22 protein-coding genes are annotated in these 19946 nt (G+C 75.5%); 13 read left to right on the top strand and 9 right to left on the bottom strand.

Annotated elements, in window-relative coordinates; all coding sequences use genetic code 11:
* Positions 1-2 precede the first annotated feature (2 nt).
* The 3 genes from Nocox_RS19320 to Nocox_RS19310 all read left to right on the top strand — a co-directional run bounded on the left by Nocox_RS19320 (position 3) and on the right by Nocox_RS19310 (position 2290).
* Positions 3-428 carry a hypothetical protein gene (locus Nocox_RS19320; RefSeq protein ID WP_020539751.1) on the top strand — a complete coding sequence of 142 codons (426 nt, stop codon included), beginning with the start codon at positions 3-5 and terminating at the stop codon, positions 426-428.
* Between the two features lie 159 nt (positions 429-587).
* Positions 588-1085 (top strand): aldo/keto reductase, encoded by a 498-nt coding sequence (locus tag Nocox_RS19315; RefSeq protein WP_020539752.1) that lies wholly within the window; start codon positions 588-590, stop codon positions 1083-1085.
* A 71-nt stretch (positions 1086-1156) separates the two neighbouring features.
* Positions 1157-2290, top strand: coding sequence for a hypothetical protein (locus Nocox_RS19310; protein ID WP_169576983.1), 1134 nt, complete (start codon positions 1157-1159; stop codon positions 2288-2290).
* Between the two features lie 105 nt (positions 2291-2395).
* Here Nocox_RS19310 and Nocox_RS19305 read toward each other — a convergent pair whose 3' ends face one another.
* Entirely contained in the window at positions 2396-2836 is a 441-nt protein-coding gene (locus tag Nocox_RS19305; RefSeq protein WP_020539755.1) for an SRPBCC family protein, read from the bottom strand.
* Positions 2837-3024: 188 nt separating this feature from the next.
* Between Nocox_RS19305 and Nocox_RS19300 the strand changes: the two genes are divergently transcribed.
* Complete coding sequence (locus Nocox_RS19300) at positions 3025-4719, top strand: hypothetical protein (RefSeq protein ID WP_020539756.1); 1695 nt, start codon at positions 3025-3027, stop codon at positions 4717-4719.
* 6 nt (positions 4720-4725) lie between these two features.
* On the opposite strand, the gene Nocox_RS19295 is transcribed toward Nocox_RS19300, so the two are convergent.
* Both Nocox_RS19295 and Nocox_RS19290 read right to left on the bottom strand, forming a co-directional pair.
* On the bottom strand, positions 4726-5994 hold the full coding sequence (locus Nocox_RS19295) for an FAD-dependent oxidoreductase (protein WP_020539757.1): 1269 nt from the start codon (positions 5992-5994) through the stop codon (positions 4726-4728).
* A gap of 44 nt (positions 5995-6038) precedes the next feature.
* Positions 6039-6236, bottom strand: a complete 198-nt coding sequence (locus Nocox_RS19290) for a hypothetical protein (protein WP_020539758.1) — start codon at positions 6234-6236, stop codon at positions 6039-6041.
* A 53-nt stretch (positions 6237-6289) separates the two neighbouring features.
* On the opposite strand from Nocox_RS19290, the gene Nocox_RS19285 reads away from it, so the two are divergent.
* Complete coding sequence (locus Nocox_RS19285; protein ID WP_020539759.1) at positions 6290-6580, top strand: hypothetical protein; 291 nt, start codon at positions 6290-6292, stop codon at positions 6578-6580.
* Positions 6581-6588: 8 nt separating this feature from the next.
* Here the strand turns inward: Nocox_RS19285 and Nocox_RS19280 are convergent, their stop codons facing one another.
* Positions 6589-7056, bottom strand: coding sequence for a hypothetical protein (locus Nocox_RS19280; protein WP_020539760.1), 468 nt, complete (start codon positions 7054-7056; stop codon positions 6589-6591).
* Positions 7057-7254: 198 nt separating this feature from the next.
* On the opposite strand from Nocox_RS19280, the gene Nocox_RS19275 reads away from it, so the two are divergent.
* Together Nocox_RS19275 and Nocox_RS19270 are read left to right on the top strand one after the other, a co-directional pair.
* Positions 7255-8046 carry a DUF1206 domain-containing protein gene (locus Nocox_RS19275; protein ID WP_020539761.1) on the top strand — a complete coding sequence of 264 codons (792 nt, stop codon included), beginning with the start codon at positions 7255-7257 and terminating at the stop codon, positions 8044-8046.
* Positions 8047-8201: 155 nt separating this feature from the next.
* On the top strand, positions 8202-8702 hold the full coding sequence (locus Nocox_RS19270) for a hypothetical protein (RefSeq protein ID WP_157382695.1): 501 nt from the start codon (positions 8202-8204) through the stop codon (positions 8700-8702).
* A gap of 60 nt (positions 8703-8762) precedes the next feature.
* On the opposite strand, the gene Nocox_RS19265 is transcribed toward Nocox_RS19270, so the two are convergent.
* The gene (locus tag Nocox_RS19265) at positions 8763-9242 is read right to left on the bottom strand and encodes a MarR family winged helix-turn-helix transcriptional regulator (protein ID WP_020539763.1); all 480 of its coding nucleotides are present in this window, start codon (positions 9240-9242) and stop codon (positions 8763-8765) included.
* Positions 9243-9318: 76 nt separating this feature from the next.
* On the opposite strand from Nocox_RS19265, the gene Nocox_RS19260 reads away from it, so the two are divergent.
* From Nocox_RS19260 to Nocox_RS19235, 6 genes are all read left to right on the top strand, one after another.
* The gene (locus Nocox_RS19260) at positions 9319-11457 is read left to right on the top strand and encodes an MMPL family transporter (protein ID WP_033407552.1); all 2139 of its coding nucleotides are present in this window, start codon (positions 9319-9321) and stop codon (positions 11455-11457) included.
* 120 nt (positions 11458-11577) lie between these two features.
* The gene (locus tag Nocox_RS19255) at positions 11578-12543 is read left to right on the top strand and encodes a GlxA family transcriptional regulator (protein WP_020539765.1); all 966 of its coding nucleotides are present in this window, start codon (positions 11578-11580) and stop codon (positions 12541-12543) included.
* A gap of 129 nt (positions 12544-12672) precedes the next feature.
* The gene (locus tag Nocox_RS19250; protein WP_020539766.1) at positions 12673-12822 is read left to right on the top strand and encodes a putative ATP-grasp target RiPP; all 150 of its coding nucleotides are present in this window, start codon (positions 12673-12675) and stop codon (positions 12820-12822) included.
* A gap of 103 nt (positions 12823-12925) precedes the next feature.
* Complete coding sequence (locus Nocox_RS19245) at positions 12926-13915, top strand: MvdC/MvdD family ATP grasp protein (protein WP_157382696.1); 990 nt, start codon at positions 12926-12928, stop codon at positions 13913-13915.
* Positions 13912-14916, top strand: coding sequence for a TIGR04500 family putative peptide maturation system protein (locus Nocox_RS19240; protein ID WP_020539768.1), 1005 nt, complete (start codon positions 13912-13914; stop codon positions 14914-14916). Before Nocox_RS19245 ends, Nocox_RS19240 begins: the two co-directional genes overlap by 4 nt.
* 436 nt (positions 14917-15352) lie before the next feature.
* Positions 15353-17491: a peptidase domain-containing ABC transporter gene (locus Nocox_RS19235; RefSeq protein WP_020539770.1), complete on the top strand. Its 2139-nt coding sequence runs from the start codon at positions 15353-15355 to the stop codon at positions 17489-17491.
* 12 nt (positions 17492-17503) lie between these two features.
* On the opposite strand, the gene Nocox_RS19230 is transcribed toward Nocox_RS19235, so the two are convergent.
* From Nocox_RS19230 to Nocox_RS19215, 4 genes are all read right to left on the bottom strand, one after another.
* Positions 17504-17716, bottom strand: coding sequence for a hypothetical protein (locus tag Nocox_RS19230; RefSeq protein WP_020539771.1), 213 nt, complete (start codon positions 17714-17716; stop codon positions 17504-17506).
* 160 nt (positions 17717-17876) lie between these two features.
* The gene (locus Nocox_RS43105) at positions 17877-18083 is read right to left on the bottom strand and encodes a hypothetical protein (RefSeq protein WP_033407462.1); all 207 of its coding nucleotides are present in this window, start codon (positions 18081-18083) and stop codon (positions 17877-17879) included.
* Positions 18084-18140: 57 nt separating this feature from the next.
* Positions 18141-19115, bottom strand: coding sequence for a helix-turn-helix transcriptional regulator (locus Nocox_RS19220; RefSeq protein WP_020539773.1), 975 nt, complete (start codon positions 19113-19115; stop codon positions 18141-18143).
* Between the two features lie 57 nt (positions 19116-19172).
* Complete coding sequence (locus tag Nocox_RS19215; RefSeq protein WP_020539774.1) at positions 19173-19937, bottom strand: TSUP family transporter; 765 nt, start codon at positions 19935-19937, stop codon at positions 19173-19175.
* Positions 19938-19946: the final 9 nt, after the last annotated feature.

The raw sequence follows: 19946 nt of genomic DNA, 5'->3' as shown, positions 1-19946 counted from the left end.
TCGTGAATCACGACGGAGAGACGCGGCGGTTCGGCTTCGCCTTCGAGGACCGGTACCGGCCGCTGCTGCGCCTGCTGGGCATCAGGCCGGACACGTGCGAGCTGACGCTGAGCGACGACCTGCTGCGGGTCCGGTTCGGGCCGTGGCTGGTGCTGTCGCCGCGCGGGAACGTGGCCGGCGCCGAGCTGTCGGGGCCGTACTCGGCGGTCAAGGCGATCGGGCCGCGCCTGTCGCTCGCGGACGGGGGCCTCACCTTCGGCAGCACCACCCGGCAGGGGGTGTGCATCCGCTTCCACCGGTCGGTGTCGGGCAGCGAACCGCTCGGCGTGCTGCGCCATCCCGCCCTGACGGTCACCGTCGAGGAGCCCGCCCGGCTCCTCGGCGCGCTGCTGTCCCCCCATGGGGCCGCCCAGCGGACCGCCACGTGAGCGCCGGGCTTGACCTGGAGCGCGCTCCAGCGGACAGGGTGGTGCCATGCAGAACGCCATGAGGACCCGCACCCTCGGTGACCGGCAGGTCGGAGCGATCGCTGGGCGCCATGCCCATGTCGGCGCGCCCTGTCCCTGTGGCCGGGCGACGCCGGCGCCGTGCTCGTCGCGACGAAGGGCGGCCACACCCGCACGCCCGGCGGGTGGGACGTGGACGGCAGTCCCGCCTACCTCAAGCGGGCCTGCGACCGGTCGCTGAAGGCGCTCGGGGTGGACGTCATCGGCCTCTACCAGCACCACCGGCCCGACCCGAAGGTGCCGTACGAGGAGACGATCGGCGCGCTGAAGGACCTGCTCGACACCGGCAAGATCCGGTTCGCGGGCATCTCGAACGCCGATCCCGGCCAGATCAGGCTCGCCCACACCATTCTCGGCGACCGGCTGGTGAGTGTGCAGAACGAGTTCTCGCCGCGCTTCCGTTCCAGCGAGCCCGAGATCGACCTCTGCGCCGAGCTCGGCATCGCCTTCCTGCCCTGGTCGCCGCTGGGCGGGATCGGGCGTACCGGGGAGCTGAGCCGCCCGGAGACCATTCTCGACTCGGTCGCCGCGGCGGAGCTGGAGCTCACGGCGGAGGAGCTGGCCCGGCTCAGTTCTTGATCGACTTGGCCCGGACGGGTCGATAGGGTGAGCGCCCGATCTCTCCCTTCATCCCCCCTCGGAAGTGTCCCGTGCCGCGTCGTCGCCGCTCCCCCGTCCTCGCCCTGGTCGTCACGGGTGCCTACGTCGCGGTGGTGGCCGTGGCCGTCGGGACGGCGGTGGTCACCGGCGACCAGGCCCTGCTGTGGCGACTGACGATCATGCAGGAGCCGGAGGCCGCCCCGGCGGGCGCGGACCTGCTCGTCGCCGCCCTGACGGCCGTCCCCTGGGCGTGGGCCCTGTGGCAGGGCCTGCGCGGTCCCCTGGAGGCGGCGCCCCGCGACGAGCAGGAGCCGAGGGTCCTGCGGGCGCGGGCCGCGCTGTACGCCGCCGCGGCCACCACGCTGCTGCTCCACCCGATCCCGGGGCCCTGGCCGTGGTGGGCGGACACGCTCAGCGGGCTGTCGATGTGGGCGGTCGCGGTGCTGATCCACCCGGTGCTGGCCCGTCCCGTGCTGCGGCCCCGCCTGGCGGGGGCGGAGCTGGTCAGGACCCTGGGCGCGGTGGGGTTCGGCGGCATCACGGTCGTCGCGGTGCTGGGCCTGTCCGATGCCCCCGGCCTCGACACGCTCCTCCTGGTGATCGCGGCGGCGGCCCTGGCCTGGACGGTGCTGGTGCTGCGGGCGCAGCGCGGCGACGGCCGGTGGCGCCCGTCTCCCGGCCGGTCCCCGTCACAGGATGACCCGGCCGACGAGCTCGCCGCCGTCGGCCGGGACCGCCAGGCAGTACGCGGTCCGGTGACGGGGCCAGGACGCCTCGTCCGGCACCAGCACGGCCACGGTGACCTCCGCCCTGCGCTCGGGGACGTACCGCATCCTGGGCGCGCATCCCTCGCGGGCGAGCAGGTCCAGCGCCTCCTGGCCCGGCCACGGCTGGTCGGGCACCACGTACGTGGTGGCGTACTCGGCCGCGTGCGGCTCCGAGCAGGACACGAGCGTCACGGCGAAGCTCTCGGGCATCGGCGCGAGGCAGTCGCCGGGCCGCAGTTCGGAGGCATGGATCTGCTCCACACCCGGCTGCACGGCCCCGACCGTCGTGGGGACGGCCGAGGACGGGGGCGCGGGCGCGGCGGCACAGCCCGCGAGCGCCCCTGCCAGGAAGGCGGTCGCGGTCAGGTGACGGAGGGTCATGACGCCGGATCGTGGCAGGCGCACATCACGGGATGATCGCCGTCGCGGCTCGGTCGGGTGGCCGTCGCCGCACCGGCGCGCCGGCCCGCTGTGCGCGACCGGCAGGCTGACAGTCCTGGTCAGAGCCGGGGCGGCGCGCGGTCAGAGCGCGGGGGCGCGGGCGGTGAGGACGGCGGCGCGGGCGAGCTGGACCGCGCGGGCCTGGCGGGCGGCGTAGCCGAGCAGGGGGCCGAAGGCGGCCCGCAGCCGCAGCTCGTCGGCCACCTCGGTGCCGCCGTCGCGGGCGCTCAGCCCGAACCGGTACGCCAGCCGGATCCCGCCGGGACTGTCCACGTCGCCCTCGACGGCGTCCTCGGTGGACCACAGCGTGACCCTGGCCAGGTTGTCGTGGCGCAGGACGCCGAGGAAGCGGAAGCGCTCGACGCTGACGTAGCGGATCAGGCCGGCCTCGCGCCGCACGTCGCGCACCTCGACCACCAGCGGCGACAGCCCGACGTAGCTGGCCGGCTCGCTCAGGTGGGCCCGTACCGCGGCGGGCGGGGCGGGGACGTGGAAGGTGTTGCGCAGCAGGGTCTCGGGCACCGCTCACCTCGGCTCGGCGGGAAGGGGCTCCCAGCTTGGCCGCGCCGCCCGTCCCCTGTCCAGGAGGCGGCGCCCGGCCGGCGGGCGTACGGACGATTTTCGGCATCCTGCCCATGCGGGGAAAGAACGGCCACTACCCTGCTGTCGCGGTACGCAATCTCCCCGTCACTGTTGGTGAGGAGCAGTCTGTGCGACGGTCCATCAGAGGCAGCAGGAGCCTGGCGCGGCCGTACCGCGACCTGGTGTGGCTCGCCTACCTGGTCCTTCCCCCGTCCGCCGGGGAGGAGCGCAGGCTGGTGCTCGCGCACCGGCTCGCCGCCGCCGGGCTGGCCCGCCATCGCGGGCGCGACCCGATACGGCTGCGCCAGACGGTGCTGAGGCGGGCGCTGCGGGCGCGGATCCCGCCCTGGTCGGGCCGGTTCGCGCGGCTGGAGGTGGTGCCCGCGGTCACCCGGGGCACCGACGCGGCCTTCACCGGCGAGCTGATGGCGCTGCGGCCGGCGGCGCGGGCCGCGTACGCGCTGCTGCGGCTGGAGGGGCGGCCCGCCGGCGAGGTGGCCAGGATCCTGGCCGGCGCGCGGGTGGCCGATCCCGACGGCGCGCTGGCGGAGGTCGCGGCGCTGGAGGGGCGGTTCGGTGACGGCGCGGCGGCGATGTTCCGTCCCTCGTCCGACCCGACGCTCGCCCGCTGCTACGGCCGGCTGCCGGGCGGCCGGCCGCGGGCGGGGCTGGTCGCGGGCGTGGCCGCGGCGGCGCTGGCGGCGGCGGTCGCGGTGCCGCTGCTGCCCGGCACGCCCGGGGTCGTCGCCGTCGGCGTGGCCGACGAGCGAGCGGGCGCCCCCGCCGCCGTGTCGGCCGCGCCGGGGGCCTGGCGGCGCGGCACCGAGCTGGACCTGTCCACGTGGGAGCCACGCGGCGCGCTCACCGGCGACGCCGCGCTCGTGGCCCGCGCCCTGCGCGCGTGGGGACGGCGCACCGGGCAGCTCCTGTACGCCGGCCGCGTGGACGGCGCGGCCGTGGTGCTGGCGCGCGACGGCGAGCAGGTCGCCCGCTACACCGAGGCGGGCGGGCCGGGCAGGCTGGAGGTGTTCCCCGCGCCGCGCGCCAGGCCGGGCGGCGCGGCGCCGCTCACGCTGCGCGTCACCCCGGCGGGCAGCCGCTATCTGCTGCCGCCGTGGGTGCGTGAGCTGTCGGCCGCGCCGCTGTCCGGCCCGTCGCCGGCGTGGCGGCCGGTCCGGATCGAGGACGGGGTGAGCGCGCCGGTGCGGGCGGCGGGCGGGCGGTGCCTGCGGGGGCCGGTGCTGCGGCTGCGGGCGCCGGAGATCGCGCCCGGCCTGCCGTACACGGTGCTCGACCTCGGCGGGCTCTCCCCCGCCGAGGCCCGCTACCGGCCGCCCGCCGGGCACGGGCCCGGCACGGTGGACGGGACGCCCGGCGGGTTCGGCGTCTGGAAGGGGCTCGGGTGCGCGGTCGCCTGGCCGGGCGGCGGCGCCGAGGCGGCGACGGCGTGGGAGTTCTGGCGCGGCGCGCTGCCGGAGGGGGCGCGCGGGCGCTGGGTCTGCCTGCGGCTGGCCGACGCGCGCGGCGGGAACGTGGTGCGGGGCGTGCTGTTCACCACTCGTGACGGGCGTACGTCGGCCCAGCTCACGGGCGGCCGGAGCGGCACCTGGGACTGCAGCGGGCTCCGGCGCGACGTGGTGGCCGGCGCATGGTGGCGGGCGCCCTCGGGCCGGCACTACTACGTCGCGGCCGGGAGCCGGCGGGTCACCCGGATCGTCCTGGACGGGCGGGCGACGCCGGGAACGTACGCGGTGACCCGCGCTCCCGCCCCCGCCCTGTCGGCGGCCGGCGAGCCGGGCGAGGAGGTCGCCGTCCTCCGCTGACCGCGCTCAGCGGTGGCGCGCGACGACGCGCGGGCGGCGGGCCGCCGGCGCGTGGAGATCGGCCAGCACGGCGTGAGCCGCGCGCCGCCCCGAGACGAGGGCGCCCTGCTGCGAGCCGGTGTCGCGGTGGTCGCCGCACACGTACAGGCCGCTCCCCAGCCGGACGGGGCTGCGCAGCGGGTGCGGCGGCGGCATCGCGGGCAGCGCCTCCGGCACCTGGTACGTGGCCAGGTGCTCCCAGGACGAGGTGTCGCCGTAGATCCCGGTCAGCCGCTCGCGCACCCGGGGTTCGTCGCCGGTCACGCCGAGGACGGACGTGGAGATCAGCGCCCGCCCGTCGGCCGCGTAGGTGGGCGCGGCGTCGGTGAGCACGATCGTGTCGGCGATCGCGCCGGTGGCGTCGATGACCTGGACGGGCTCGCCCAGCGGCGAGCGCGGCGCGGCGTGGTAGAAGGTGGTGACCGCGCGCATCGGCGGGACCTCGATCCCCGGCAGCAGCCGGCCCGCCGCGCCGGGGTCGGCCGCCACCACCACCGCCGCCGCGCCGTCGTGCGTGCCGCCGCCCTCCAGCTCGACCGCGCCGGGCGCGACGCGGATGACGCGGGCGCCGAGGGTGACGGTTCCTGGCGGCAGCCGGTCGGCGAGCTGTCGCGGGATCTCGCCCATGCCGAACGCGGGCACGCCGATCCTGCCGCGCGCGAACGAGCGCCAGAACAGGTGGAAGACCCGGCTGGAGGTCTCCAGGCCGCGTTCGAGGAGGACGCCGGCGAGGAACGGGCGCAGCAGGCCGTCGATCATCGCGTCGGACATGCCCCAGGCGCGCAGCTCCTCCAGCGTGGTCCGGTCGTGGCCGCAGCGCAGCCGGGAGGCGGGGAAGGCCAGGTCGCGGGCGGTGATCGCAGCCAGCACGGCCTTGTCGCGCGGGGTCCCGATCCCGGACAGCGGCGCGCTGAGCGCGTGGCGGGGATGCCGCCACGGCAGCATCACCCGGGAGCGGACGCCCGCGCCGTGGATCAGCAGCCCGGAGGCGAACGCCCGGACGTCCAGGGCGGCGAGGTCGAGGACGCGGCGCGCCTCGGGGTAGCCGGTGTTGAGCACCTGGAAGCCGCGGTCGAGCCGGAACCCGTTCACGACGTCGGTGCGCACCCGGCCGCCGACGCCGTCGGACGCCTCCAGCACCCGTACGGGGACGCCGGCCTCGTGCAGGTGGACGGCGCAGGCCAGCCCGCTCAGCCCGGCGCCGACGACGATGACGGGCGCGTGTCGTTCGCTCATGCGCTCCGCCTACCCGGGGGCCCGCCGATCAGGCCACGCGGGGGTCAGCCCGGCCGCTCGGGACGCCAGCGGAACGTGCCGCCGTGCCCGGCGACGCGGCCGAGGCCGGGGAAGGGCAGATGGTAGGCGTGCACGAGCAGGTTCTCCGCGGCGGCCAGGGCGAGGAGGCGGTGGCGGCTGCGTACGGATCGGGCGGCGTCGCCGTCCCAGGGGGTGCGCCAGGACGGGTGGCGGCGGTTCACGACGGTGGGCGGGGTGCGGACGTTCGAGCTGGGCCCGGCGGGGGGCGACGGCCGTGGTGCTGCCCGGGCTGCCGGTCAACGCCGACACGTGGGCGGGCGTGGCGGGGGCGCTGGGGGACGTACGGGTCGCCGACCTGCCAGGGCTCGGGCTGAGCGGCGGCGGGCCCGGCGACTGGGGGTCCTGGGCGGCGGCGCTGGAGGCAGGGGCGCCGGGGCGGCTGCACGTGATCGTCGGCGACCGCGACCCTCTCACCCAGGAAGGAAGGGAGTTGCTGGACGCCCTTCCCCAGGCCACCGTCACCGTCATCGCCGGCGCGGGCTGCTCGCCCACGCCATCGGGGTGACGGCCGGGTCAGGGGTGGGCGTCGGCCTGCTCCAGGCGGACGAACGTCGCTCCCGCGGCGGCGGCGCGGGCGCCGAGGACGTGGCCGTCGCACATCCGCGTCTCCGTGCCGGCCCGGTCGACGACCTTCCACGTCACCGGCTCCTCGCACGGGCGGCCGAGCCGGTCGTGGCGCCACTCGCGGCGGCAGACCCGGCAGGTGGAGACGCCGGCGTGGGTGGAGAGCGTGTTGCCGTGCTCCGGGCAGACGCCCCACGGCATGCCGCACGGCCGGGCCTGGAGGGCGGCGAGGTCGCCGGCCGCGCGCCGCAGGTCGTCGGCGCCGGCGGAGAGCCGCTCGCCGGCCTGCCAGGCCGCTCCGAGGTGGTCGTGCTCGGGCGTCCCCGCGGGAGCGCTCAGGCAGAGCTCGCGCACCTCGGCGGCGAGCGCGTCGGCGCGGCTCGCGAGGGCGCGCAGCTGCGCGGGGGTCACGGTCATGCGGGCTCCCCTCCCGGAACGGCATCCGGACCTTGCCGAACGGCGTCCGGACGCCGATCCTACGTCCGCGCGGCCGTCCCCGTGCGCCCTCACGATCATGCCCGCGCCGCGCCCGCCTGGCGGGCTGACCTGCGAAACGCCTAGGCGGCCCGTTCCGGGGCACTTCGATGGTCTTCCAACGCATGACCGGAGGATTGCATGAGCGAGACGGAGACCCTGGCGCGACGGGCGACCGACAGCCCGGCCGTGGACAGGCTTGCGCGCGTCGGACTGGTCTGCCGGGCGGTGCTGTACGCGCTGATCGGCGTGCTGGCGATCCAGATCGCCTTCGGCGGCAACGGTGGCCGCGAGGCCGACAAGAACGGCGCGATCAGCGAGGTGGCGTCGCTGCCGTTCGGCTCGGTCATTCTGTGGATCATGGTGGTGGGTTTCGCCGCCCTGATCGTCTGGCAGGTCGGTGAGGCCATCAAGGCCCGTGGCCTGAAGGACCGGGCCGAGCCGATCGCCCGCGTCGCGGTGTACGCGTTCATCTGCGCCGCGCTGCTGACCATGCTGCTGACCGGCGAGACCAGCAACGACGACGAGCGCTCCAGGGACATCACGGGCAAGCTGCTCGACCTTCCCGGCGGCCAGATCCTGGTCGGCGCGATCGGGCTCGGCATCATCGCGCTGGGCGTCTACTGGATGCGCTACGGCCTCAAGAAGAAGTTCCGCGAGCACCTCAAGCCGATGCCGGCGAAGGCGAGCGCCATGATGGACCGGCTCGGCCTGGCCGGCTACCTGGCGCGCGGGCTGATCGCGGCCGGCGCCGGCGTGTTCGTCATCCAGGCGGCCGTCACCTTCGACCCCGACAAGGCGGGCGGCATCGACGCCACGCTCCGGGCGTTCGCCGAGACCCCTGCCGGGCCGTGGCTGCTCGTGGTGGTGGCGCTGGGGCTGCTGCTGTTCGGCGTGTACTGCCTGGGCGAGGCGCGCTGGCGCCGTACCTGACCGGGACGTAAGGGGTCCGGGCCGGCCCGGTGTCCCGCGGGCGGAGTCTCGCCGCGGGACACGGGGGCGGCCCGGATCTTGCCGCGCCGGTAAGTTGATCGTTTTCTCACGTGCGCTTGATCCACTGTTGAGGCCGCAGGCCGTAGGTTCCGAACATGCGTGCAGACATCACCTGGACGGGCGTGGGGGCGGACACGGCGGCCGCGTGGGGCGGGGCCGGGATCCCGGTGGCGGGCACCCCGGTGGCGGGGGTCGTGGCGCTGGCCGTGTGCGCGGTGGCGACGTTCGCGATCGGCTGGCGGTCCCGGGCGCACGCGGCGCGCCAGGAGCACGCCCGCCGGGCGACCCAAGATCTCATCGCCGCCGTCGGCGACCTGCGCGCCGACCTCCAGGCGGCCACCACCTCCGCCGAACGCGGTCTCGCCGTCGCGCGGTGGCGCTCGCGGTGGATGCTCGGCGCCGCGCTGCTGGACCTCGTCGATCCCGGCTACGCCGAGACCGTGCGCGCGAAGGGCCGGCGTCTGTACGCGGACCTGATGGCCGCGGGGAAGGACGTCCCGCCGCGCGGGCTGCCGCGTACGGACATCGTCAGGGAGCTGGCCGCCCACCGCGCCCGCCGCATCCGCCCGACGGCCCGCCCGCTGGTCCCGCGCTGATCCGGCGCCGGATGCAACCGTCCGCGCCTCCGTACTCGAAGAGCAGGGCAGAGAGCAGGGTCAGCGGGAGCGGGGCGCCGAGCGCAGCAGGGTGAGCTCCTCGTTCATGGCGTCGAGGAAGGCGGCCACGGTGCGGAGTTCGTCGGGGTTGAAGCGGGCCAGCGCGTTGCCGGTGCTGCGGCCGAGCGGCCGGAAGAACGCGGCGGCGAACTCCTGGGCGGCGGCGAGGTAATGCAGGTGGATCACGCGGCGGTCGTGCGCGTCGCGCGCGCGGCGGATGTGCCCGGCCCGCTCCAGCCGGTCGAGGCAGGCCGTGACCGCGCCCGAGGTGAGGTTGAGCTCGTCGCGCAGGCGGCTCGGGGTGATCGGCGTCGGCGAGTCGTAGATGATGATCAGGGCTTGGACGTCGGTCGTGTGCAGCCCGTGCTCGTTGGCGAACTCGTGGGCGATGCGGTTGAACTCGGCCGTCATGCGGCGCAGCCGCGCCGCGAAGCTCTGGAGCCCGAGATCCTCGCCGCCCCCCTTGGTGTCGCCGTTCATGCGCCCATGCTACATTAATTCAATTATTGAGAGACTTAGTGATTGAGTTACATGTCGTGACGGAAGGGTGATCGCCATGGCGCGGCGACATGTCCGCTGGCTCGTCCCGGCACTGCTGGTGCTGGTCTGGCTGGCGGTGGGCGGCGGCCTCGGGCCGTTCGCCGGCAAGCTGGGCGAGGTGTCCACGAACGACCAGGCCGCCTTCCTGCCCCAGAGCGCGGAGTCCACGCGGGTGCTGGAGGAACAGGAGAAGTTCCGGCAGGGCGAGGCGCAGCCGGTCATCGTGGTGTGGACCGCCGGCGGGACTGAGGCCACCGTCACCGAGGCGCAGCAGGCCGCCGCCACCCAGGCGATCGCCGCGCTGAAGGGCGCGCGGGACGTCGTCGGCACGCCCTCCCCCGCCTTCCCCTCCGACGACAGACGCGCGCTGCAGGGCGTCGTCCAGCTCAACCCCGAGCTCCCCGGCTCCGACCTCCGCGACGCCCTCGACCGCATCGGCGACGCGGTGGCCGTGGACGGGCTGAAGACGCAGCTCGCCGGGCCGGCCGCCTCGCGCGCCGACCTCGCCGGCGCCTTCGCCGGCATCGACGGGCTGCTGCTCCTGGTCGCGCTGGTGACCGTGCTGGTCATCCTGCTCGCGGTGTACCGGAGCGTGCTGCTGCCGCTGGTCATCATCGTCGGCGCGGTCTTCGCGCTCGGCCTGGCCTGCGCCGTCGTGTACGTCCTGGCCGACCGCGACATCGTCCGCGTCGACGGCCAGGTCCAGGGCATCCTGTCCATCCTGGTGATCGGCGCGGCCACCGACTACGCGCTGCTGCTGACCGCCCGCTTCCGCGAGGAGCTGGCCGCCGGCCGCGACCGCTACGCCGCCGGCCGGGTGGCGCTGCGGCGCTCGATCGAGCCGATCCTCGCCAGCGCCGCCACGGTCGCCCTCGGCCTGCTGGCGCTGCTGCTCAGCAACCTGACCAACAACAAGGCCCTCGGCCCGGTCGGCGCGATCGGCATCGCCTGCGCCGCGCTCAGCGCGCTGACGTTCCTGCCCGCCGCCCTCGTCCTGCTGGGCCGGGCCGCCCTGTGGCCGGCCAAACCGCGCTCGGCGGAGACCGGGGCGAGCGGGATCTGGAACCGCGTCGCCGGCTGGGTGGACCGCCGCCCACGCCGGCTCTGGGTCGCCACCGTCCTGCCCCTGGCCGCGCTCGCCCTGCTCGCGCCGCAGCTGGAGGCGCGGGGCGTGCCCCTCGACGAGACCTTCGTCGGCGAGACCCCCTCGGTGGCCGCCCAGGCGGCGCTCAGCGAGCACTTCCCCGGCGGGTCGGGCCAGCCGGCCGTCATCGTCGCCCCGGCCGAACGGGCCGGGGAGGTGGTGGCCGCGGCCGAGGCCGTCAGAGGAGTCTCCGAGGCGGCGGCGGTCAGCGCGGGCGGCCGGCCGGGCGGCGCCCCCACGGTGGTGGACGGCAAGGTGCTCGTGGAGGCCACCCTGCGCGACGCGCCCGACAGCGACGCCGCCCTGGACACGGTCGCCCGCCTGCGCGCCGCCCTCGACCGCGAGCAGGGCACCCTCGTCGGCGGCTACACGGCGCAGCGCCTCGACACGACCGACACCGCGCGCGAGGACACGCTGGTCATCGTCCCCGTGGTGCTGGTGATCATCCTGCTCATCCTGATCCTCCTGCTGCGCTCGCTGGTGATGCCGCTGCTCCTGGTGGCCACGGTGGCGCTGAACTTCCTCGCCACGCTCGGCGTCTCGGCGCTGGTCTTCACGCACCTGTTCGGCTTCACCGGCAGCGACGCCTCCGTCCCCCTCTACGGGTTCGTCTTCCTGGTCGCGCTCGGCGTGGACTACAACATCTTCCTCATGTCCCGCGTACGCGAGGAGACCGAGCGGCACGGGCCGCGGGAGGGCGTGCTGCGCGGCCTGGTCACCACCGGCGGCGTGATCACCTCGGCGGGCGTGGTGCTGGCCGCCACCTTCGCCGCGCTGGTGGTGATCCCGCTGTCCTTCCTGGTGCAGATCGCGTTCATCGTCGCGTTCGGCGTGCTGCTCGACACCCTGGTGGTGCGGTCGCTGCTGGTGCCCGCGCTGGTGCGGGAGCTCGGCGGCCGGGCCTGGTGGCCGAGCCGCCTCGGCCGGCGGGCCGACGGCGAGCCCGGCGACCCGCGCAAGGTCCCGGCCCTGGCCCGCTCCGACGACCAGCACCACCCCGGAGACGCCTGACCGGACCCGCCTCACGCCCCCGTCCCTTCCCGAGGGACGGGGGCGCCCTGGGGTCGTGCAGCCGGCGACCGGCGGGTGCTGGAGGCCGCCTCCGCCGGGAAAGCGAACTAGATTCGTCGTATGGATGTGCGCAGGGTCGCGGTCGTCGGCTACGACGGCGCCGAACTGATCGACATCGCCTGCGTCACCACCAGCCTCGGCATGGTCAGCGAGTACGGGCGCGCCCGCGTCCCGTACCGCACGGAGTTGCTGACCCCGGGCGGGCGCCCCATCCGCCTGCCCGGGGGGCTCAGCCTTGAGGGCGGTCACCCGCTGGAGCGGGCCACCGGCCCGTTCGACACCGTGCTCGTCTCCGGCGGGCTCGGGCACGAGAAGGCCGCCGCCAACCCGCTGATCGTCGCCCACGTACGCCGCCTGGCCCGCGAGAGCCGCCGCGTCGCCTCCATCTGCACCGGCTCGGGCATCCTGGCCGCCGCCGGCCTGCTCGACGGGCGGCGGGCCACCACCCACTGGCGCTACGCCGCCGACATGGCCGCCCGCCACCCGGAGGTGACCGTGGACCCCGACCCCATCTACATCAGGGACGGCAACCTCATCACCTCGGCCGGCGTCACCAGCGCGCTGGACCTGTCGATCGCGCTGATCGAGGAGGACCACGGCGCCGAGATGGCCCGGCTGATCGCCCGCCACCTGGTGATCTACCTGCAGCGGCCCGGCAACCAGGCGCAGATGAGCATCTTCACCGCCGCTCCCCCGCCCGGCAACGACGTGGTGCGCGGCGTGGTCGAGCACGTCCTCGCCGGCCTGGACGGCGACCTGTCCGCCGCCGCGCTCGCCGCCCGCGCGGGGATCAGCGTCCGGCACCTGACCCGGCTGTTCCTCACCCACCTCGGCCGCACGCCCGCCCAGTACGTCAAGCACGCCCGCCTGGAGGCCGCCGCCCACCTGCTGGCCGGCACCTCCCTGCCGATGCCGGCCGTCGCGGCCCGCTGCGGCTTCGGCTCGGCCGAAACCCTCCGCCAGGCGTTCACCACGAGGTACGGCATCGCGCCCTCCCGCTACCGCCAGGTCCACGGCGGCCACTGACACCCCGGCGGTAGTGGATCACAAGTGGCTTCCAAGTGGCTCTCCCTAATGTTCGGGACTGCCGGCGCCCGCCATGGGCGCCGGGGGAAACCGAAGGGCCGCGCGGTGACGCGGCCAGGAGAGTGAGACATGTCGAAGATCACGATCGACGATCTGCCGTTCGAGGGGGCCGAGCTCTCGCAGGCCGAGATGGGCGAGGTCGGCGGCGGCCGGCGCAAGGAGTGGGTCGCCAGCGCCTGGACCCTCGACGACGTGCCCTACGAGTGGTGGCTGATCTGAGATCCGGCGAGAGCCGATAGCTGAACCGCGCGGCAGGACGGCGACGTCCTGCCGCGCTCTTTTCGCGAGGACGTTCTGGACGGGACCGGCAGTGATAATGATCATGAGCGCGCGCGGGGACGGCGCCGCCGAGAGGGTGCTGGGCGCGCTGCTGCGGCGCGGTGCCCGGCTGCTCGGCGACGACGGGCCCGGCGTACCCGTGCTCTGGTGGGACAACGGCGACTTCCCCGGCGCGAGCCGGATCACCGCGGAGCTGGCCGGCGGCCGGCGGCGGCTGCTCCTCGACACCGGCGAGCACACCGTGGACCTGTCGGAGGTCACCGCGGTGTGGCGCAGCCGGCCGAGCGGGCCGCGACCGGCCGCGGAGGTGACCGAGGACAGCCACAGGGAGCACGCCCGGCTGCAGTCCGAGGTCCTGCTCGACGGCGTGTGGAGCCTGCTCGGCGCCCGCTGGCTGCCCGGCACCCGCGCCGACGAGCTGCGCGCGCACAACAAGGTCTTCCACCTGGCGCGCGCCGCCGCCCTCGGCTTCGCCGTGCCCGACACGATCTACACGAACGACCCGGCGCGGCTCGCGCCCGCGTACGAGGCGGCGGGCGGGCGGCTGGTGGCCAAGCAGATCGCGGCCGAGCGGTTCAGGGTCGACGGCGAACCGCACCGGGCGTACACGACCGTGGTCGGGCGGCGGCACCTGACCTCGCGGCACCGGCTGCGGCACGAGCCCGTCATCCTGCAGCCGTACGTGGACAAGGCCGTCGAGCTGCGCGTCATCGTGGTCGGCGAGCGGGTGCTCGCGGCCGAGATCGACGTCTCCGGCTCCGCCACGGCGCGGGACGACTGGCGGCACTACGACAACGACCGCGTCAGGTACGGGCCGCACGAGCTGCCGGAAGGCGTGGCGCGGCGCTGCGCCGAGCTGGTCGCCGACGTCGGCCTCACCTACGCCGCCCTGGACCTCATCGTCACGCCCGGCGGCGAGTACGTGTTCCTGGAGCTGAACTCCAACGGCGCGTGGGGGTTCGTCGAACTGTGGGCCGGGCTGCCGGTCAGCGACGCGATCGCGGCCTGGCTGATGGATGGAGGGAAACCGTGACGGGAAGCGCGTTCGCGCAGGCCCTGGAGTCGGGCGTGGAGCTGCTGCGCTCGCTGCCGCGCCGCCGCTCCGCCGTACCCGCCGCGCGGGCCGCGGCCCGCGACTGGGCGGCGCGGCATCCGGCGGTCGCGGCGCAGCTCGTCGTGGACGAGCGGCCGGGGACGCCGGTGGTGGACTACGACCTGCTCCTCGACCACCCCGGCGGCGGGACCGTGGCCGTGACCGCGCCCGCCGAGGACGGGGTGCCGTGGCTGGTCGACCACTCGACGCACTGGGCGGCCGGGCAGCTCGTCAGCGTGGACGGGGTGCACGTGTCGGTGTCCCAGGCGCTGACCATGCTGCGGACGCTGTCGAGGGGTGATGTCTCGCCGTACCAGGAGATCGTGGACCAGTGCCTGCTGGCCGCGGCCCTTGAGGAGGCCGGCGACGACGGCGCGCCCGTGAGCGCGGCGGAGCTGCAGGCGACGGCGGACGCCTTCCGGCGGGGGCGCGGGCTGCACGACCGGGCGGCCACGCTGGCCTGGATGGCGGCGGCGGGCATGTCGGGCGAGCAGTTCGAGTCCTACCTCGGCGGGATCGCCCGGCGGCGGCGCTTCCGCGCCGGCAAGGAGGCCGAGCTGGCCCCCGGGCACCTGGCGGCGCACCGCGCGGACTTCGCGCGGGTCCGGGCGATCTGGGTGACCGGGCCGGAGAAGGTCGTCGCGGGAGGCGCCGGTGAGCTGGCGGGCGCGGCGGCGGCGTACGAGGAGGCGGTGGTGACGGTCGGCACCCGCCGGGAGCACGAGCTGCCCGAGGCGCTGCGCGGCGCTGCGCCGGGGGACGTCGTGGGACCGGTGCCCCTGGGGCCGCCGCCCGCCTCGGGGTTCCTGACCGGGGCCGTGCTGTCCAGGACCGCCGTGGAGGACGACCCTGAGACGCTGGCGGCGGCGGGGCGGGCGGCGTTCGGGCGATGGCTGGCGGAGCGGCGCGCGTCCGCCTCGGTCGAATGGCACTGGGCATGAGCGACCCGTACGACGCCACGCGCCCCCTGCGCCACACGGCCCCGCCGTCCCCGGCCCCACCACCCTCGGCCCCGCCCTTCGCGAACCCGCCACTCGCGGCCCCGCCCCTCGCGAACCCGCCACTTGCGACCCCGCCCCTCGCGGCCCCGCCGCCCTCTCCCCCTGCTCCGGTCCCCGCTCCTTGGGGCCCGCAGCCCGCCCCTCAAGGCGCGCGGCCTGGAGCCGGCGGGCACCGGCCCGCGGGCTCGGCGCCGGGAGGCCGGGGGATCTACCGTGAGGCGGCGTTGCGGAGGAGGGCCGCCGGCAGAGGTCCCGCCGGGACGGGGCCCACGGTGAGCGGCCCGTCGTTCCTCGTGCTGTGGCTGGTCGTGACGGCGATCCTGGCGGCCGCCGTCGTCCTCACCGTGCTGACCCTGCGCGCGGCGGGAGCCGCCGCGTGATCCGCCGCCTGCCCGTCATCCTGCAGAACACCACCACCGAGTGCGGCGCCGCCTGCCTGGCGATGGTGCTGTGCCACCACGGCCGCCGCATCACCCTCCACGAGGTCGCCGAACGCCTCCAGGTCGGCAGGGACGGCCTGAGCGCCAAGGCCATCGTGGACGGCGCCCGCGAGCACGGGCTGAAGGCCCGCGCCTTCTCCCTGGCCCCCGAGGACCTGGCCCGGGTGCCGCTCCCGGCGGTCGCGCACTGGGAGTTCAGCCACTTCGTGGTGGTGGAGCGCTGGTCGCCGGACCGCGTGGACGTCGTGGACCCGGCGTCGGGCCGGCGCAGGATGACCGCCGAGGAGTTCGACGCCGGGTTCACCGGCGTGCTGCTGGTGTTCGAGCCCGGCGAGGGCTTCGAGCGCGGCACGACGTCGATGGCGAGCGCATGGCGCAGGGAGTTCGTCCGGACGCTGTTCCGGCGGCGCAAGGGCCTCTTGGCGCAGATCGTGGCGGCCTCGCTGCTGCTGCAGGTGCTCGGGCTGGCGCTGCCGCTGTTCTCCCAGCTCCTGCTGGACCTGATCGTCCCGTCGCGGGGCGTGGAGGTGCTGACGCTGCTGGGCGGCGCGGTGCTGCTGGCGGGCGCGGCCCAGCTCGCGATCGGGTACCTGCGCAGCGCGCTGCTGGTGGCGGTGCGGGCGCGGGCCGACCAGGAGCTGACCGAGGGGGTGGTCAAGCATCTGGTGGCGCTGCCGTACCGGTACTTCACCCAGCGCGGCAAGGGCGACCTGGTGACGCGGGCGGCCAGCGTGTCGCAGCTCGGCGACATCCTCACCAGCCAGGTGGTGGCGGCGCTGCTGGACGGGCCGCTCGCGGTCGGCTACCTGGTGGTGGTCTACCTGTGGGACCCGGTCTTCGGGCTGGCGCTGACCGGGGTGGCGGTGGTGCAGACGGTCCTCATGCTGGCCACCGCCCGCCGGGTGGCCACGCTGACCCGGCAGGAGCTGAACGCGCTGGCGGCCTCGCAGGGCAGCCTCATCCAGACGATCAACGGGATCGAGACGCTGAAGGCGTCGGGGGCGGAGCGCCGGGCGGTGGAGCAGTGGTCGGCGTACTTCGCCCGGCAGGTCGACGCGGACGTGCGCACCGGGCTGACCCGGGGGCTGCTGGAGTCGTCGCTGGCGGCGATCCGGGTGATGGCGCCGCTCGGGCTGCTGTGGCTGGGCGCCTGGCGGGTGCTCGACGGGCAGCTCACGGTGGGCGCGCTCATCGCGCTCAACGCCATCGCCCTGGCCGCGCTGACCCCGCTCGGCTCCCTCATGACGGGGTTGCAGAGCCTGCAGCAGGCGGGCGCGCACTTCGACCGGCTGTCGGACATCCTGGCGTCGGAGCCGGAGCCGAGCGAGGGCATCGAGGTGCTGCGGCTGCGCGGCGCGATCGAGCTGCGCGGGGTGAGCTTCCGTCACGATCCGCGCGGCCCGTGGACGGTGCGGGACGTCTCGGTCGCCATCAGGCCGGGGCAGAAGGTGGCGCTGGTGGGGGCGTCCGGCTCGGGCAAGACGACGCTCGCCCGGCTGCTGCTGGCGCTGCACCTGCCGGTGGAGGGCGAGATCCGCTACGACGGCGTCCCCGCCGGTGAGCTGAACCTGAGTACGCTGCGCCGCCAGTTCGGCGTGGTCACCCAGGACCCGTCCCTGTTCAACGGCTCGATCAGGGAGAACATCGCGCTGAACGACCCCGCCGCGCCCCTGGAGCGGGTGGTGGCCGCGGCCCGCCTGGCCGCACTGCACGAGGAGGTGATGGCCATGCCGATGGGGTACGAGACGATGCTCACCGACGGCGGCGGGCTGTCGGGCGGCCAGCGCCAGCGTCTCGCCCTGGCCCGCGCGGTGCTGCCGCGGCCCAAGGTGCTGCTGCTGGACGAGGCCACCAGCAATCTCGACAGCGCCACGGAGGCCGCCATCGAGGCGAATCTGGGCCGGCTGGCGCAGACGAGGATCGTCATCGCCCACCGCCTGAGCACGGTCCGCGACGCCGATCTCATCCTGGTGGTGGACCGGGGGCGGGTCGTGGAGCGCGGCACGCACGAGGAACTGCTGGCCCTGCGCGGCGGGTACGCCCGCCTGGTGGCGGCCCAGAGCGCGGCCCGGTGAGGGGGAAGACGGTCAGCGGCGGCCGTACTTCTTGTGGACGGCCTGCTTGCTGACGCCGATCGCGTCGGCGATCTGCGACCAGGCGAGCCCGGCGACGCGGGCCCGGCGGACCTGGACGGCCTCCAGGCGTTCGAGCTCGCGGCGCAGCGCGGTGGTGGCCCGCAGGGCCAGCAGGGGGTCGTCGTCCTGCGTCTGCCGCATCAGGGTCGCCAGGTCGTCGGTCATGCACCCAAGGTAGTCCAGACCGGTCGTCAGCGGGACTCGGCGACCAGCCGCACGCCGAGCCCGATGAGGACCACGCCGGAGATCCGCTCCAGGCGGCGGCGCACCGCCGGCCGGCCGAGCCAGTCGGCGGGGCGAGGGTGACGAGGGTGGCGGGCCGGGCCTACCCTGCGAGGACGAACCGCGGCAGGAACGACAGCCCGAACGCGGCGGCCAGGCCCTGCAGCAGGATGCCGGTCTCGTTGCCGAGGGTGGCCGCGAGGCCGCCGCCGCGGCCGGAGCGGATGGTCTGGCGCAGGATGACGGCGGTGCTGGCCCCGGGGGCCATGGCGACCAGGACGCACGCGCCGGCGAACGCGAGAAGGTACATGGCGGGCATCGTGACAGAGCCGGGGCGCCGCGCGCCGCCGTTTTCCCCGGGGCGCCGTCAGCCGTAGAGCTTGTGCAGCTCGGCGACGGCCTCGCGCATGAGGGCCCGCAGCTCGGGCGGCTCCAGCACCTCGACGTCGGCGCCCATGCGCAGCAGCAGCCAGCGTGCGTGCGTGATCGACTCGACCGGCAGGGTGAGCGTGAGCCAGCCCTCGGGGTCGGGCTCGCCGGCGGCGGCGAGCGCGGCCTCGACGACGTCGCGGCCCAGCGTGTACGCCAGCAGTTCCCCCCGGCCGGGCGCGAGCTTGACGACGCACTCGGCGGTGTACATCCGCTCGCGGAACTCCTTGGCGTAGCCGGCCCAGAACGTGGCCAGCTCGAAGCCCTCGGGCGGCTGGAAGTGGCCGGGCAGCGTCTCCAGCGTCAGCACCCGCGCGACCCGGTAGGTGCGGGGCGAGCCGCCGGGCGGCGCGGCCACGAGGTACCAGGAGCCGCCCTTGAGCACCAGCCCGTAGGGGTGGACCACCCGGTCGACCTCCTTCTGACCCCACCGCCGGTAGGTGATGTGGATCGGCCGCTGGTCCCACACGGCCTCGGCGACCTCGCCGAGGTACGGCACGTCGTCGCCGGAGCGGTACCAGCTCGGCACGTCCAGCAGGAACCGCTCGCGCATGCGCGCGGCGTGGGAGCGCGGCTCGGGCGGCAGCGCGGCCAGGAGTTTCAGCTCGGCGGTGGCGACGACGTCGGCCAGCCCCAGCTCGGCGGCCGGTCCCGGCAGCCCGGCCAGGAACAGCGAGGACGCCTCCTCGGCGGTCAGGCCGTTGAGCCGGGTGCGGTAGCCGTCGAGGAGCTGGTAGCCGCCAGCGGGCCCGCGGTCGGCGTAGACGGGCACGCCCGCCGCCGACAGCGCCTCGACGTCGCGGTAGACGGTGCGGACGGACACCTCCAGCTCGGCGGCCAGCTCGGGCGCGGTCATGCGGCCCCGCGTCTGCAGGAGCAGGAGCAGCGAGAGCAACCGGCTGGCACGCACCATTCCATTGTATTGCCGCCTTTCGCGGCGTTCATGGGGAAAGTACGGCGGGCCGGGGTGTCAGCCGGCGAACTGCTGCCAGCCCAGCCTCGCCACCATCGCGACCACCACGCACAGCAGCACGATCCGGACGAAGGCCGCGCCGCGTCTGATCGCCATCCGCGCGCCGAGCTGGGCGCCGGCGATGTTGCACACCGCCATGCCGAGCCCGAGCGCCCACTGCACGTGCCCCTGCGCGCCGAAGACGAGCAGCGCGCCGACGTTCGTCCCGACGTTGATGATCTTCGCGGAGGCCGAGGCGGAGACGAAGTCGAGCCCGAGGATGGTGGTGAAGGCGATGATGAGGAACGTTCCCGTGCCCGGCCCCATGATCCCGTCGTAGAAGGCGATCACCACGCCGGCCACCACGACGGCGGTCACGACCCGCCGGCCGGTCCGCAGCCGCGGCTGCGGAAGGGCGCCGAGCGAGGGCCGCAGCGTCACGAACGCCGCCACGCCGAGCAGCACCACCATCACGGCCGGGCGCAGCACCTCGGTGGAGATCGCGGCGGCGGCCCAGGCCCCGAGGCCCGCGCTCAGCACCGCCAGCCCGGCCCCCGGCAGCGCCACCCGGCGGTCGAGCTTGGCCGAGCGGGTGTAGGCGACGGCCGCCGAGGCGGTGCCGAACACCGACGACAGCTTGTTGGTCGCCATCGCCTCCACGGGCGGCAGTCCCGTGATCATGATGGCGGGCAGCTGCACCAGCCCGCCCCCGCCCACGACGGCGTCGATCCAGCCGGCGCCCGCCGCCGCGGCGAGCAACACCAGGACCTGCTCCAGCGGCACGCGCCACTC

Source organism: Nonomuraea coxensis DSM 45129, from assembly GCF_019397265.1.
Lineage (GTDB): Bacteria > Actinomycetota > Actinomycetes > Streptosporangiales > Streptosporangiaceae > Nonomuraea > Nonomuraea coxensis.
This window is presented reverse-complemented; position numbering and strand designations above follow the sequence as displayed.

What these genes read in the sequence shown, in the direction of transcription:
- Nocox_RS19270 (WP_157382695.1), top strand. Translation starts at nt 8,202, where the DNA reads ATGCGTGCAGACATCACCTGGACGGGCGTGGGGGCGGACACGGCGGCC.
- Nocox_RS19260 (WP_033407552.1), top strand. Translation starts at nt 9,319, where the DNA reads ATGGCGCGGCGACATGTCCGCTGGCTCGTCCCGGCACTGCTGGTGCTG.
- Nocox_RS19265 (WP_020539763.1), bottom strand. Translation starts at nt 9,242, where the DNA reads ATGAACGGCGACACCAAGGGGGGCGGCGAGGATCTCGGGCTCCAGAGC.
- Nocox_RS19275 (WP_020539761.1), top strand. Translation starts at nt 7,255, where the DNA reads ATGAGCGAGACGGAGACCCTGGCGCGACGGGCGACCGACAGCCCGGCC.
- Nocox_RS19250 (WP_020539766.1), top strand. Translation starts at nt 12,673, where the DNA reads ATGTCGAAGATCACGATCGACGATCTGCCGTTCGAGGGGGCCGAGCTC.
- Nocox_RS19255 (WP_020539765.1), top strand. Translation starts at nt 11,578, where the DNA reads ATGGATGTGCGCAGGGTCGCGGTCGTCGGCTACGACGGCGCCGAACTG.
- Nocox_RS19245 (WP_157382696.1), top strand. Translation starts at nt 12,926, where the DNA reads ATGAGCGCGCGCGGGGACGGCGCCGCCGAGAGGGTGCTGGGCGCGCTG.
- Nocox_RS19230 (WP_020539771.1), bottom strand. Translation starts at nt 17,716, where the DNA reads ATGACCGACGACCTGGCGACCCTGATGCGGCAGACGCAGGACGACGAC.
- Nocox_RS43105 (WP_033407462.1), bottom strand. Translation starts at nt 18,083, where the DNA reads ATGTACCTTCTCGCGTTCGCCGGCGCGTGCGTCCTGGTCGCCATGGCC.
- Nocox_RS19220 (WP_020539773.1), bottom strand. Translation starts at nt 19,115, where the DNA reads ATGGTGCGTGCCAGCCGGTTGCTCTCGCTGCTCCTGCTCCTGCAGACG.
- Nocox_RS19295 (WP_020539757.1), bottom strand. Translation starts at nt 5,994, where the DNA reads ATGAGCGAACGACACGCGCCCGTCATCGTCGTCGGCGCCGGGCTGAGC.
- Nocox_RS19280 (WP_020539760.1), bottom strand. Translation starts at nt 7,056, where the DNA reads ATGACCGTGACCCCCGCGCAGCTGCGCGCCCTCGCGAGCCGCGCCGAC.